This window comes from Tannerella sp. (assembly GCF_030528505.1).
Classification (GTDB): domain Bacteria; phylum Bacteroidota; class Bacteroidia; order Bacteroidales; family Tannerellaceae; genus Tannerella.
The window spans coordinates 39,890-53,996 of the sequence record NZ_JAUMYS010000010.1; the positions used below are offsets into that span (position 1 = coordinate 39,890).

General features: G+C 50.9%; 12 protein-coding genes, 2 tRNA genes and 1 pseudogene. 7 read left to right on the forward strand and 8 right to left on the reverse strand.

The features are described 5' to 3' along the window. Positions 1-49: 49 nt before the first annotated feature. Complete coding sequence (locus tag Q4A89_RS02845) at positions 50-721, reverse strand: porin family protein (protein ID WP_303183617.1); 672 nt, start codon at positions 719-721, stop codon at positions 50-52. A gap of 133 nt (positions 722-854) precedes the next feature. Between Q4A89_RS02845 and mfd the strand changes: the two genes are divergently transcribed. Next, positions 855-4,202 (forward strand): transcription-repair coupling factor, encoded by a 3,348-nt coding sequence (gene mfd, locus Q4A89_RS02850; protein ID WP_303183619.1) that lies wholly within the window; start codon positions 855-857, stop codon positions 4,200-4,202. Between the two features lie 92 nt (positions 4,203-4,294). On the opposite strand, the gene Q4A89_RS02855 is transcribed toward mfd, so the two are convergent. The 3 genes from Q4A89_RS02855 to Q4A89_RS02865 form a co-directional block, all read right to left on the reverse strand. Then, positions 4,295-5,227, reverse strand: a complete 933-nt coding sequence (locus Q4A89_RS02855; protein WP_303183621.1) for a T9SS type A sorting domain-containing protein — start codon at positions 5,225-5,227, stop codon at positions 4,295-4,297. A 389-nt stretch (positions 5,228-5,616) separates the two neighbouring features. Further along, positions 5,617-5,702: transfer RNA gene (locus tag Q4A89_RS02860), tRNA-Leu, on the reverse strand. Positions 5,703-5,718: 16 nt separating this feature from the next. Beyond that, positions 5,719-5,791: transfer RNA gene (locus tag Q4A89_RS02865), tRNA-Gly, on the reverse strand. Positions 5,792-6,169: 378 nt separating this feature from the next. Here Q4A89_RS02865 and Q4A89_RS02870 point away from each other — a divergent pair. The 6 genes and pseudogenes from Q4A89_RS02870 (at position 6,170) to queF (ending at position 8,915) form a co-directional block, all read left to right on the forward strand. Then, the gene (locus Q4A89_RS02870; RefSeq protein WP_303183623.1) at positions 6,170-6,706 is read left to right on the forward strand and encodes a GNAT family N-acetyltransferase; all 537 of its coding nucleotides are present in this window, start codon (positions 6,170-6,172) and stop codon (positions 6,704-6,706) included. A gap of 8 nt (positions 6,707-6,714) precedes the next feature. After that, positions 6,715-7,188 carry a DUF4494 domain-containing protein gene (locus tag Q4A89_RS02875; protein WP_303183624.1) on the forward strand — a complete coding sequence of 158 codons (474 nt, stop codon included), beginning with the start codon at positions 6,715-6,717 and terminating at the stop codon, positions 7,186-7,188. Then, the gene (locus Q4A89_RS02880) at positions 7,185-7,850 is read left to right on the forward strand and encodes a YggS family pyridoxal phosphate-dependent enzyme (RefSeq protein WP_303183626.1); all 666 of its coding nucleotides are present in this window, start codon (positions 7,185-7,187) and stop codon (positions 7,848-7,850) included. The genes Q4A89_RS02875 and Q4A89_RS02880 overlap by 4 nt, the downstream gene beginning before the upstream one ends. 7 nt (positions 7,851-7,857) lie before the next feature. Next, positions 7,858-7,986, forward strand: a pseudogene (locus Q4A89_RS02885) (phenylacetate--CoA ligase); the annotation flags it as partial. 38 nt (positions 7,987-8,024) lie between these two features. Beyond that, on the forward strand, positions 8,025-8,345 hold the full coding sequence (locus Q4A89_RS02890) for an acetolactate synthase (RefSeq protein ID WP_303183628.1): 321 nt from the start codon (positions 8,025-8,027) through the stop codon (positions 8,343-8,345). A gap of 96 nt (positions 8,346-8,441) precedes the next feature. Then, complete coding sequence (gene queF / locus Q4A89_RS02895; protein WP_303183630.1) at positions 8,442-8,915, forward strand: preQ(1) synthase; 474 nt, start codon at positions 8,442-8,444, stop codon at positions 8,913-8,915. On the opposite strand, the gene Q4A89_RS02900 is transcribed toward queF, so the two are convergent. The 4 genes from Q4A89_RS02900 to Q4A89_RS02915 form a co-directional block, all read right to left on the reverse strand. Continuing rightward, a complete protein-coding gene (locus Q4A89_RS02900; protein WP_303183632.1) occupies positions 8,898-9,551 on the reverse strand; it encodes a DUF4230 domain-containing protein in 654 nt (217 codons plus the stop codon). The two genes, queF and Q4A89_RS02900, sit on opposite strands and share 18 nt — an antisense overlap. Further along, complete coding sequence (locus Q4A89_RS02905) at positions 9,548-10,183, reverse strand: DUF4230 domain-containing protein (protein WP_303183634.1); 636 nt, start codon at positions 10,181-10,183, stop codon at positions 9,548-9,550. The genes Q4A89_RS02900 and Q4A89_RS02905 overlap by 4 nt, the downstream gene beginning before the upstream one ends. Positions 10,184-10,378: 195 nt before the next feature. Continuing rightward, the gene (locus Q4A89_RS02910) at positions 10,379-12,130 is read right to left on the reverse strand and encodes a phospho-sugar mutase (protein WP_303183635.1); all 1,752 of its coding nucleotides are present in this window, start codon (positions 12,128-12,130) and stop codon (positions 10,379-10,381) included. A gap of 212 nt (positions 12,131-12,342) precedes the next feature. After that, the gene (locus Q4A89_RS02915; RefSeq protein ID WP_303183636.1) at positions 12,343-14,031 is read right to left on the reverse strand and encodes a M23 family metallopeptidase; all 1,689 of its coding nucleotides are present in this window, start codon (positions 14,029-14,031) and stop codon (positions 12,343-12,345) included. Positions 14,032-14,107 lie beyond the last annotated feature (76 nt).

Consider the following 14,107-nt stretch of genomic DNA (forward strand, 5'->3'; position numbering starts at 1 on the left):
CATCCCGTTTTGTCGATCTGACAATGCGTTTTTTCGTTCTGAAAGGGTTTTAGAACGTTTTGATATCGTAAGCGATCGAAAATTGAAAAGCGCGGTTTTGTGATACCGCGGGAATAAATCTACGATCGGACGTTTTGAAGCCATGTATGTAACGTGCCGATACGGAGAGCCCGTTGTTCATACGGTAGCCGATGCCGGCCACAGCGGAAAGATCGAAGGTTTTGGCATCGATTCCGCCTTTCTTGGATATGCTTCCCTTGATTCCTTCGGAAGTTTCGCCGCTGAAAGAAAACTTGTTGCCCAACAGAAAACCTGCTTGCGGTCCGGCTTCGAGAAAAAGCCCGGTGCGAGGAACTGTGAATCGGAGCAAAACCGGCAGATTCAGATAATGCAGAAGGCCTTTTGCTGTTGCGTTAGCATACGCTTTGCCGCCATGATCGGTCACCGGAATGGTTACTTTATAGCCCATTTGCGAATAAAGCAACTCCGTCTGCAAACCAAATGTTGACGAGAACCGATAATGCGCATATCCTCCGATATGTATCCCGAGCCGGTATTCATAATCGATGTCGATTTTTTCTGTTGGTTTATCCATGAGCGTCATCGTCAGATCGGTTATGGTCGATACGTTTAATCCCGCTTTTCCACCCACTGTGATTTGTGCATAAGTTGCCGGCCATCCTGCAGCCAACAATACGAAAAAAATAAAAATCCGTTTCATATATCCTTTATCTTTTAAGTTTCATTCATCAAAACGACAGGGAAATTTAATTATTGCTTACAACCGTTTATTTTTCAAACGGCCGGTTGCATATCCCGCAAAAACTTACGACTTTTGCGGGCGTTTTTCAAAAATGGATATCAAAGAATTACTCTCTATTTATGCGGCTCATCCGCAAATCAACGCTATCGGATCGCTGTCGGGCCGGAACGAAGCGCGAAGCATCCTGCTCGCCGGATTGAACGGTTCGGGCGGAGCCGTAACGATCGCCTCACTCTTCGAACAGAGAGGGGGAGGCTTTCTGTGCCTGATGAACGACCTCGAAGAGGCCGGATATTTTTATAACGACCTGATGCAATTGACGGGAGGAAAGGATGTGTATTTCTTCCCGTCGGCTTATCACCGGCATATTAAATACGGTCATACGGACGCGGCGGCCGAGATTCTGCGCACGGAGGTGTTGAGCATGCTTCAGGCAGACAAACCGTCATTCATCATTGTTTCGTATCCGGATGCGGTGGCGGAGAAAGTGCTGTCGAAAAGCATCCTTCAAGAGAATACTCTGGCGATTCATGCCGGTGAAAAACTGGATCCGATTTTTGTGGCCGAGGTGCTGGACACGTATCATTTCGAGCAGACGGACTATGTGTACGAACCGGGACAATATGCCATCCGCGGAAGTATCATGGACATCTTTTCGTTTTCGAACGAATATCCGTACCGTGTTGATTTCTTCGGTAACGAAGTGGATTCGATACGGACATTCGATGTGGAAACGCAACTGTCGAAGGAAAAGTTGAACGAGATACGGGTTATTCCCGAAATAAGCCGCTACGACACGGCCAATCATCAGCTGGTAGAATTGTTGCCTGCCGGTGCGACGCTTGTGACGCATGATATGGAGTGGTGTCGTGAACGTATCGACAGCCTTTGGGAGGAAGAGCCGGTCAACAAAGACGGCGAAGGGTTTGCCGATTGCGAGGCGATGCGCCGGAAGCTTGTGAGGGCTGACGAGTTCATGCAAGCCACCGCGCCGCTGATGCATATCCGTTTTCATGCCCGGCCTCATGTTACAGAGGCGACTATACGTATGGATACTTCGCCGCAGCCGCTCTTTCAAAAGAATTTCGATCGTGTCAGCGAGTCATTCAAACAATCTATCGCCGATGGCTATACGATTTACTTGCTTAGCGACAGCGAGAAACAGATCGAACGCATTCGCGCCATTTTTGAAGACCGAGGTGAAACGATAGCTTTTACCGCGGTCAACCGTACGTTGCACGAAGGTTTTATCGACCACTCGCTGCGTTGCTGCTTCCTGACCGATCATCAGATTTTCGGACGGTTCCACAAGTATAACCTTAAGAGCGACAAGGCACGCAGTGGAAAAATAGTGCTTTCGCTCAAAGAACTAAGCCAATTTACTTCCGGCGATTACATCGTGCATATCGATCACGGGGTCGGACAGTTTGGCGGACTTGTGCGTACGGAGGTGAATGGCAAGATACAGGAGGCCGTCAAGCTGATTTACCGTAACAACGATATTCTTTTCGTCAGTATTCATGCGCTTCATAAACTGTCGAAATACAAAGGGAAAGACGGTGAAGCGCCTGCGCTGAACAAACTCGGGAGCGGTGCGTGGGAGAAGATGAAAGACCGCACGAAGAAGAAAGTCAAAGATATCGCTCGCGACTTGATCAAACTCTATGCCCAACGTCAACAAGAGAAGGGCTATGCGTTCGGTCCCGACAGTTTCATGCAGGATGAGCTTGAAGCCAGTTTTATCTACGAAGATACGCCCGACCAGATGAAAGCGACGGCCGATGTCAAAGCCGATATGGAGCGCGAACGGCCGATGGACCGCCTAATTTGTGGCGATGTCGGTTTCGGCAAAACGGAAGTCGCGATTCGTGCGGCGTTCAAAGCAGTTGCGGACAATAAACAAGTGGCTGTGCTTGTGCCTACGACGGTGTTGGCTTTTCAGCATTATCAGACGTTCAGCCGGCGCTTGAAAGATTTTCCCTGCACCCTCGATTACATCAGCCGCGCACGAACGGCCGGCGAGATTAAAAAGACGTTGGGGCGTCTGGCTTCGGGCGAGTTGAACATTCTTATCGGCACACATCGGTTAGTGAGTAAAGATGTTAAATTCAAAGACCTTGGATTGCTGATTATCGATGAGGAGCAAAAGTTCGGTGTGTCAGTCAAAGAGAAGTTGCGCCAACTGCGAACGAATGTGGATACGCTCACGCTCACGGCTACGCCTATTCCGCGTACGCTCCAGTTCTCGCTTATGGGAGCACGCGATTTGAGTAATATCACGACTCCTCCGCCGAACCGTTACCCGATTCAGACGGAGATTGAGCGTTTTCACGCAGACATTATCCGTGAAGCCATCGAGTTCGAAATGAGTCGCAACGGGCAAGCGTTTATCATCAATAACCGCATCCAGAATATTTATGAGATCGAGGCGCTCGTACGCCGCGAAATACCCGGCGTGCGTGTGGCTGTCGGACACGGACAGATGGAACCCGAAAAGCTGGAACGAATCATTCTCGATTTCGTAAACTACGAATACGATGTGCTGATCGCCACGACCATTATCGAGAATGGCATCGACGTGCCGAACGCCAATACGATCATTGTCAATAACGCTCATCAATTCGGACTGTCGGAGTTGCATCAGCTGCGCGGACGTGTCGGGCGAGGAAATCGCAAGGCGTTCTGTTACCTGCTTGCTCCTCCGCTCTCAACGCTTCCTCCCGAGTCGCGCCGCCGCCTGCAGGCCATCGAGAGTTTCGCCGAGCTGGGAAGCGGTATGCACATCGCCATGCAAGACCTCGACATCCGCGGGGCCGGAAATATGCTGGGAGCCGAGCAGAGCGGCTTTATCGCCGATCTGGGCTATGAGACGTATCAGAAGATTCTGGAAGAAGCCGTCGATGAGCTGAAGGCCGATGAGTTTGCCGAATTGTATGCGACCGACCCTCAGGAAAACAAAGGCGACCAGTATGTTCGTGAGACGTTTGTCGAGAGTGATCTTGCCCTGATGTTCCCGCCGACGTATATCCCCAACGATTCGGAACGCGTCGGTATTTACCGGGAGCTCGACTCGATCGAGAACGAGGAAAAACTGGCCGGTTTTGTTTCCTCGCTGCAAGACCGCTTCGGACGGATACCGACCGAAGGCGAAGAATTGATACGTGTCGTCGGGTTGCGATGGACGGCGCGTCGATTGGGAATCGAGAAAATTATCCTGAAAAAAGGCATGATGGCGCTCTATCTGCCAAACGACAAGGAAAGCCCTTACTACCAGAGTCGCGCGTTCGGCAAGCTGTTAGGCTATGTGCAACGTTATCCGCGTGTCTGCAATCTACGCGAACAAAACGGAAGAAGGAGTGTTGTCATTAAAAATGTCACGAACGTAGTCTCTGCTGTCCGCTGCCTGAACGAGATGGAAAGCATCGTGCCCGAAGAGTGAACAAAGAAAGGTCGCGACGTTATAAATTTGCGCCCGTTACGGAAGAAAAACTTCCGCAACGGGCACAAAAAAATAGGACAAGCGTTGTGGATTTACCTTACGACGATTTTATGTCCCTGTCTGCCGACAACGACAATATAGAGCCCTTTAGGCAGAGGAATCCGATCAATGCCGGCGGCCATACGTCGCTGTTCGACTAATTGTCCTCCGAACGTATAGACGGCTACGAGAGCAGGCTGTTCGTTTTCGATTACGACGCAGCCCTCTGCGGCATAGACCTTGCCCGGTTTCTCGATCACGAGGTTCGAGTGCGGATTTCCGGCTCTATAGGAATAGGCATATTCGTCATGCCTCAGTTTTTTCCATTTCGTCTCACCTTTTTCTTTCAGATAGGTGACCTCTTTAGAGGAATAACCGTTCTTTTGGAAGAAATAATCTGTTTTTACCCATGCGTCCGGCGCGCCCCAAATCATTTTCCCACGGTGATAATACCGCAATTCAGTATAGCCGCCATCGAAATAGGAATAATAAAAATCGCCTACCCGGTATCGGTTACCTGCCGAGTCGACAACATATTCATCTTTTGCTTTCAGAAACTTCAGTTTTGCTAACCGACCTCTTTTGTCAAGGATGTATTCGATGGAATCATTAGAGATATATCCGCTGTCGGTCATTGCGTATGTATATGTAATGATTGTATCAAGCGAAGTGGAACCGCCGCCTTTCAATTTGTACTCTTTATGTTTCAGCAACCGTCCGTCTTTCCCGTATTCGTATTCGTCTACCAGATTTTCTTTCGGTTCCGTGATAACAACGCCTGTAACCGGATCTTTATGTCCCGGATAATAGCTCGACAAGGAAAGCAGCCGGCCTTTATCCGAATATTTTGAGATATACGAAGTGATCATTCCCGTTGCTGAAAAAATATAGGCCGTATCGATCAAAAGATTTTTATTGAATTTAGTAATGGAAACGGTTAGGGGATACGGTGGGTCCACAATCCCTACATATTCTTTTATACGCATCGTGTCCGCTAAAATTCTCGGTTGTCCTAATTTGGGATTTAAGGGATGGCTGGGGCCTTCAGGTGATTCACCGAAACCATGTATGGTTTGTGCAAATAAGGAAGGAACCAAATATAACAGACATATCGTGATGGATAGTCGTTTCATTTGTTTCGTCATACTCGTTCTTGTTGGTGTCATTTGACAAAAAGTCTTTTTCATATTACTATAATTTAATAATTTAACAATGCAAAGGTAACGAATAAAGCGGATTGCTGTGCTCTCGGAAAGTTAAAAAAAATAATAATAAGCTTCCAGTTGCTCAAACCTTGCTTTACTGTGCGAATAAACAACGCTTGTCGTATGAGACTCTTTTTTGTGAAGATATGGAGGCTCTATAGAGTAGAGTGTACTCGAAGCGGGACTTGAACCCGCACAGCCATTACTGGCCAAGGGATTTTAAGTCCCTCGTGTCTACCGATTCCACCATTCGAGCCAACGATTTTTTCGTGAGCGGAAGACGGGATTCGAACCCGCGACCCCAACCTTGGCAAGGTTGTGCTCTACCAACTGAGCTACTTCCGCGTTGTATTTTTTTTGCATTCGCAGTCTCTGCCGGTGTTGCTTTCCTCTTGCCAAGGTTGTAACCTTTTATCTTTTGGGGCAAGGTTTTGCTCTACCAACTGAGCTACTTCCGCGAAATGCGGTTGCAAAGATAGATGAAATTTTTGTTCTGCCAAAAAAGAAAAAAGATTCATCTTCGAAATATTCTATTCTTATGCACTCCATCATCCGAAAAAGTTTCGCCTCAAGATGCGTCGATCATTGTCAGTCAGGTATAGAAGCAGCTCTCCGACATGGTTTGTAATTTATGCAGGAAACGCTTTGTCACCCCGAAAATAAATCATAGTTTTGCCGCAAAAATCAACGGAAGGTTCGCGACCGGAAAGAACATACAAAACAATGGAAGAGATAAAATTGAATAAGACAACGGTACTCCGGCCGCTTCAACAATCGGATGTCTCGGATATTTTTCATGCGATCGATACGCAGCGCGAATATATGCGTAAGTGGCTGCCGTTTGTCGAAAGGACGCACAGCATCGAAGACACGCTGAAATTTGTGCGGGCCGCCGTCCATGATGCGGATCGCGGAGATTATACGTTTGTGATCGTGTGTGAAGGCCGCTTTGCCGGTTTGATCGGGTTTAAAGATACCGATAAAGATAATTGTAAGACCGAGATCGGCTACTGGCTCTGTGAAGAATATCAGGGGCGAGGACTGATGACGCTTGCGGTGAAGGCGCTGTGTGATTTAGCCTTCGGAAAGCTGAAGATAAACCGTATACAGATCAAATGTGCGGTCGGGAATACGCGCAGCAAGCGCATCCCTTTGCGATTAGGTTTTATGTATGAAGGAAACGAGCGCGACGGGGAACGCATGGCCGACGGCCGGTTTACCGATTTAGATATTTACAGTAAGTTACGAACAGAAAAATAGAAGAAAGAATGAATTGGTTTGAATGTAAAGTGTCTTATGATAAGGCGATGGAAGGGGGAATGCAGAAGAAGGTGACGGAACCTTATCTGGTAGATGCCATGTCGTTTACCGAGGCCGAAGCCCGCATCATTGAGGAGATACGTCCGTACATATCGGGCGAGTTTACCGTAGCCGATATTAAACGGGCACGGCTGAGCGAGCTCTTTTATAACCCTCAGGGAGACCGTTATTACAAGGCGAAGGTGTGCTACATTACGCTCGACGAGAAGAGTGGGGCGGAGAAGAAGACGGCCGTGCAGATGTTGGCGCAAGCCTCGTCGGTAAGAGAGGCGATCGAGGTCATCGACGAAGGGATGAAAGGTACGATGGCGGATTATGAGATCGCTTCGGTGGCCGAAAGTCCGTTGATCGACGTGTTTCCGTTCTCCGAAGATGCAAAGGAGAGACAGGCGGTGATGCTCCAAAAAGACGCTCAGGAATGAAAATCGCAGACCGTTTGGCCAGTATCCGGCAGACGATTCCGGAAGAGGTTACGCTTGTAGCCGTCTCCAAGTTTCATCCGGTCGATGTGTTGCGGAAGGCCTACGACTGTGGGCAGCGTGTATTCGGCGAGAGCCGCGTACAGGAGCTGATGGCCAAGCAGCCGGTATTACCTGCCGATATCGAATGGCATTTCATCGGGACGTTACAGACGAACAAGGTCAAATACATCGCGCCGTTTATTCATTTGATTCAGAGCATCGATTCGTTGAAATTGCTGGCCGCTGTAGATAAGGAAGCCCAAAAATGCGGCCGTCAAATCCGGGTGCTGATCGAGGTGCATATCGCGGAAGAGGCTTCGAAGCACGGTTTTACTCCGGACGAATGCCGGACGTTGTTTGCGGAAGGAACTTTCAGTGCTTACCCGCATATCCGGGTGGTCGGACTGATGGGGATGGCGACGTTTACAGACGATGAGGCACAAGTGCGCCGTGAGTTTCGCGAGCTCCGTTCGCTGTTTGACGAATTGCGTATCTTGCCTTCTACGGGAGACGATTTCAAGGAGTTGTCCATGGGCATGAGCGATGATTATCCACTGGCTCTGCAAGAGGGGAGCACGATGGTGCGCGTGGGCACGAAAATCTTCGGAGAGCGTGTGTATTGACGCTTGTCTGCCGTCTATAACCAAAGAAGACTTCCGGGCCAACTATCCGTTCGGATTGGCAGCGATTCTTCTTGAACAATGTGTACGTGTCTATTCATCGAGTGAAACAACAGGCAATTCGACGGTCGTGCTTCACTGCTGGCCGACCAAAACATCCGCATCATCGCTTCGACCGTGGCCGACACGTCGGAGTACGGCATTCTGCGCCTCATCGTAAATCATTCCGAGAAAGCTTATCAGATTCTTAAAAACCATCATGTGAGCGTCAACCTTACGGATGTGCTGGCGATTGTCACCGACTCGGCCGCGGGAAGTTTTGCAAGAACGCTGACCCACTTCACGCAGTCGGGACTGAGCATCGAATACATGTACTGTTTCTCGCTCAAAGACAAATCCATCCTGATCCTTCGCACGAACAATCGTGAGGTAGCACGCGAAGTCATCCGCCGGCAAAACCTCGAATATATCAGCGAAAGCGATCTGCCCAAATTGTAGGCAGCATGCCGGCAGAAACACGGAAGCTGGCGCCGTTGGTTGCGATTAGGCAGAACAACATACGGTGGTATAGGCGGAAAGTCGTATTTTTGTCGCATGGAAAATAAAGAACTGACACTTTTAGGAACAGCGACGACCTACCGGCAAGATTACGCGCCGGAGGTGCTGGAAGCGTTCACGAACAAACATCCCGAACGCGATTACTGGGTACATTTCGAATGCCCCGAGTTTACGAGCCTGTGCCCCATCACGGGACAGCCCGATTTCGCCACGATATGGATCGATTACCTCCCCGACGTGAAGATGGTGGAGAGCAAGAGTTTGAAACTCTATCTCTTCAGTTTTCGCGGACACGGCGCTTTTCATGAAGACTGCGTGAACCTGATCATGAACGACCTGATTCGCCTGATGAAACCGAAGTATATCGAGGTGACGGGACTCTTCACCCCGCGCGGCGGCATCAGCATCTATCCGTATTGCAACTACGGCCGGCCGGGCACGAAATATGAAGCGCTGGCCGAACAGCGTCTGTTCAATATACAGGCCGGGAATTTACGTGCCGGACGGTAACCGGACGGGCGAAGGCTCCGGAACCGGCGCGGGCGGCTGATGTCCCTCTCTCCATCCGTCGGGATAACGGTCGATGATGACGACCTGCTCCCTGAAACCGGCAAACAAAGCCGACAGGGAACGCAGCGCATTCTCTCGTGCGCGTCTGACGTATCCGCGCTCATAAGCCTGTGCGGTGATACGCTGCCGGAGGCGTCTTTTGAGGATGTTTTCTTCGGCGGTACTCAGCGGCGTGGGCGCCGGTTCGTCGGGCATCTGCACGTTCCATACGTCGAGCACCTGATAGCCGTTTTCCGTAGCTTCACGCACTTCGATGATCTCGGGCGGAAGCTGGACGAAAAGCGTGTCGCCCCGCTCGACCATCGGGAGGTTTTCCATGTCGAAACCGATATACACACGCGCTCTGACACGCGACACGACGGCTTTGATCTGTACCGTATCTTTGAAGATTTCGTCCGTCATGATTTCGAGCGTGGAGAGTCTGACCATCTGCCGGATCTCTCCGACCCGCGCGGGCAATGCGCGCACCGCCGTACGTTCGCGATGCAGGCCGCGATAGCCCCACCAGCCGCCCAAGACGAGAAGAAGCGAGAAGGAGACGACAAAAAGTATCTTTTTCGAGAGGCGTCGGATCATGGCTGTTCCTCCCTGAATGTTACGGCGGCTTCATATCCCCATCCGGCCAGCAAGGTGCCGAAGTAAGCGCGCGCGCGTTCCTCGGCCTGCCGCGTCAGTTCGCGTTTCAGTTTCCCGTTCTTCGCGATTTCTTCCGAGAGCTGACGGCTGGCCTCATCTTTGGCCTTGGCCTTCTCCTGCGGTGTCAGCGGTGTACGATAAATCGAGACCCGCTCGTGCTCGGTCTTGACTTCGAAATCGCGTCCCCGCTCTTTGATCCGCACCGGCGGAAGCCGCAAGGTGCAGAGTTTCGCTTTCCGGTCGAGCCGGATATCCTCTTCCGTCAATCCGTTCATATCGAGAACGGCGGAGAGATACGTCCCAAACGAATAAACGCCGATGCGTTTGCCGACGGTCGTTTTTCGCTTCACCCAATCTACCGCGTCGGGAAAGAGACCGGCCTGCGAACCGATCTCCCTGAAACGAATATCAGGATCGTCGATGATGACCGTTTTTTCTACGCGCACCTCGGCCAGCATCCATTCGTTCATATCCCTCAGCTCGTAAAGGAGCGAAGGCTCTTCTTCCTTCCGGCAGGCCGTGAGCCCGATGCCGACAAGGAAGAAAAGCAGATACAAAAGTTGTTTTACCATACGACAAAAATACTTATTTCCGTTCAATCGCAATCGTTGCATTCTGTTCTGTCGGTTGGAGTAGAAGAAGCGCGCGTTGCGTTTTTTTATTTGCTCCGGATACATTCAAGGGGATGCGTCTCCGTGTTGGTTTGAGACGCATCCCCCTTTTATGTTTACGGGCCAATCCCGTATCGTCCGTTTTTTTCAAAAGCCTCAGATACCGAGCGAGGCCCTGATCTGTTCGACCTTCTTCATGGCCTCGGCCTCGGCCCCCCGCAAGTCTTCAGCCGTACGGACATCGGGGATGTGTACCTCGCAATAAAACTTGATCTTCGGCTCCGTACCCGACGGACGAACCGACACTTTCGTATGGTCTTCCGTATAATATTGCAGCACGTTCGAGGTCGTAGGCATGTGCAACGCGAAGGTTTCGTTATCGGTGAAACTGTGTCCCTTCAACGACGCATAATCGTAGATCAGCGTCACTTTCGATCCGGCAATCTCCGTCGGAGGATGATTGCGGAAACCGTTCATCATCGCCTCGATTTCTTCCGCCCCGCTCTTTCCTTTCTTAACGACAGAGATATTCACCTCTTTCGAGTAGCCGTATTCGAGATAAATCTGTTGCAACAACTGATAGAGCGACAACCCTTTGTCTTTTGCCCAGGCCGCCATCTCGGCCAGAATGCAGCAGGCCGATACGGCATCCTTGTCACGCACGAAGTCCTGACAAAGGAATCCGTAACTTTCTTCTCCACCGCCGATATACTGTTTCTTGCCTTCGTTTCTGCGCATCACCTCGGCAATCCACTTGAAACCGGTATAAACATCGTACATCTCGACGCCCTTGCGCTCCGCGATGTCGCGAACCGTCTCGGTCGTAACAATCGTTTTGACAATATATTCCCGTCCGCTTAACCGTCCCAGTTCTTCCCAGCGCGTGAGCAGGTAGTAAACGAAAAGAACGACCGTTTGGTTACCGTTGATCAACACCCACTCGCCGGCTTCGTTCTTCACGGCTGCCCCGATACGATCGGAATCGGGATCGGAGGCCAGTACGAGTTCGGCATCGGTTTCCTTAGCCCGCTCGACAGCCATCGACAAGGCGGCCGGCTCTTCGGGGTTGGGCGATACGACGGTCGGAAAATCGCCGCTCACCACGTCCTGCTCGGGAACGTGAATGATGCTCGTAAACCCGTAAGCGGCGAGCGCTTGAGGAATCATGCGTACCCCCGTACCGTGAATCGGCGTATATACAATCTTCATATCATGATGCCGCGCAATCGAGTCGGGCGACAGCGAAATCGTCTTCACGTCCGCGATGTACTGCTCATCGATTTCCTTACCGATCAGCTCGATCAACTCCTTCTTTCCTTCGAACCGGATATCGGCCGCGTTGCGGATTTTATTAACCTCGGCAATCGTATTTTTATCGTGCGGAGCAATCATCTGCGCTCCGTCATCCCAATAGGCCTTGTAACCGTTATACTCTTTCGGGTTATGCGAAGCCGTCAGAATAATACCGCTCTGACATCCCAACTTACGAATCGTATACGATACTTCCGGCGTGGGTCGGAGGTCTTCGAAAAGATACACCTTGATGCCGTTGGCCGAAAAAATCTCGGCCGAAATCTCGGCAAACCGGCGGCTGTTGTTACGGCAATCGTGGCCGATAACGACTTTGATCTGCTCCAACTCCGCAAATTCCTTTTTCAGGTAGTTCGACAAACCTTGCGTAGCGGCTCCGACGGTATAAATGTTCATCCGGTTACTGCCCACGCCCATGATACCTCGCAGCCCTCCCGTTCCGAACTCCAAATCCTTATAAAAGGCTTCGATCAGATCGGTCGGGTCTTCCTTATCGAGCAAGGCCTGCACTCCGTTACGGGTTTCTTCATCATACTCCGGGCCCAGCCAAACCTGCGCTTTCTTCCTCACCAGTTCTAATAATTCCACATTTTCCATAATCAGAAACGATTTTATTTTTTATTGTACATCCTATTTCTTTTCTTCTCTTTTACGTCCCAAAGACTTTGGTAGAAAGTCTGACAAAGATAGGCTCTTTTTTTCAGATAATGATGCGCATCGGTTCAGTTTTCATTCATCCGGTCTCGATTTCTTTACTTCCAACAGTCATTTTAGGGGGATAGTATGTTCCGGTTATGCCCAACCTGTTATCACCATTCGAAATCGGCGTCGTAGACCGTGCGGTTGCCGCAGCCGTCGGTCACGGTCATCCGGAGGGTGTGTCGCCCTCGTGTGAGGCGTTGACGGTCGAAGAAGTAACGCGCGGTTGCTTTCTTGCCGTCGAGTTCGAAGAGAGCGAACCGGCCGTCTATCTCGCCGCGATATTCTTCTATCCCACTCAGATTATCGGTCAGGCGCAGGACAATCATTTCTTTAGCCGCCCAGAGAGACGAATCGACAGCGGTAATGACAGGCGGTACCGTATCGGCATCGACGGCATAGCGTTTGCCGAGTTCGGTGATGTCGGCATCGATCCAGCCGTCGCGATACGATCCGCCAATCCAGCTCTTTCTACGCCCATCGACCGAGACGATGCCGTATTTTCCTTTATCGCCCAGCGTATCGGTGAGCAGGTGAAGGGAAAGACGCGCCTTGCGATGCAGCGGAACAGGTGTATCATGTACCGTGTGAACCTCGGAATCATACGCTGTATCGGCGTATGAGGAATGACGAAAATACAAATCGTTATACAAATTGCCGCGCGGAATATGCATCCGTATGCCGCTTGCCCCGAAACGGTTTTCTCCGCTATGGTAGAAGCGTGTCGCACCGAGTGTATCGGGCGGAAGAATCGTCTGCGGTTGGCCGGTCACAGTCAGCGCAAGTCGTCCGGTGTTGCCAAACGCATCCGTGAGTTCAAATTCGACGCGATATGTCCTTGCTTCGTCGATAATCAAATAGCCGCGGTTCTTGCTGGTCATGAAGCGCAGGCGGTTACCCGGCTCGACGAATGTTTTCGTATAAAACGATTTTCTCTCGCGCCATTCGGCAAAGTCGACCCACGCGTTGAGGTAGCGCGTCTCATCGAACGAAAAACGGTCCTGATAACTGTGAAACACTTCTTTGCCGTCGACGCGCATCGTGATTTCCTTCACACCGTACACGTTGCTCGTCCCGTTCATGTAGTCGTCGATGTTAATGCCGAAGGCAATCTTCCCCCACGCTTCCGTTTTGCCGGTCACCGACTGCCGACCGTCTTTCGCGGTGACGACCTTGAGACGTTGCTTCTGCCGCGATCCGTTGACGACACCCAATCCCTCGACAGGGTAAACCATCACGGAACGCACCTTCGGAGGCCGCGTATCTTTGATTTTGTCCTTATAATATACGATCGGATCGACCGGTTCGCCTGTGCGCAGATCGCGTATTTCGAAGTGCAGGTGAGGCCCGCCCGAGCTGCCCGTGTTGCCGCTCCGGGCAATCAACTCGCCTTCCTTGACCGGAAACCGCGACGGTTCGGGCGACAAATCGACCGAGAAACGCTCCTGCGCGTATTGTTGCTCTTTGACATACGCCGCGATGGGGCCGGCGAAGTTACGCAGATGACCGTAGACCGACATCGTACTGTCCGGGTGCTTCACATAAAGCGCAAGCCCGTATCCCCAAGGCGACACAAGGATGCGGGAGACGTACCCGTCTTTTACGGCACGAATGTTTTTCCCCTCGACGCCCTGCGTCTTGAAATCGATTCCCGAATGAAAGTGATTATTGCGCAATTCGCCGAAATTCCCGCTCAGCAGTATCGGGATGTCGACAGGGCTTCGAAACGTTTGCGCCGAAACGGTAAGCCCTGCGAAACTCAGACAGGCGAACAGCATTTTCTTCCATATATTCATCATCCTACGCTCAAAAAGTTAGTCGGGCAAATTTAGATAAAATCCTCGAGTTTTTACACCGGCCAGATAAAAACACAAG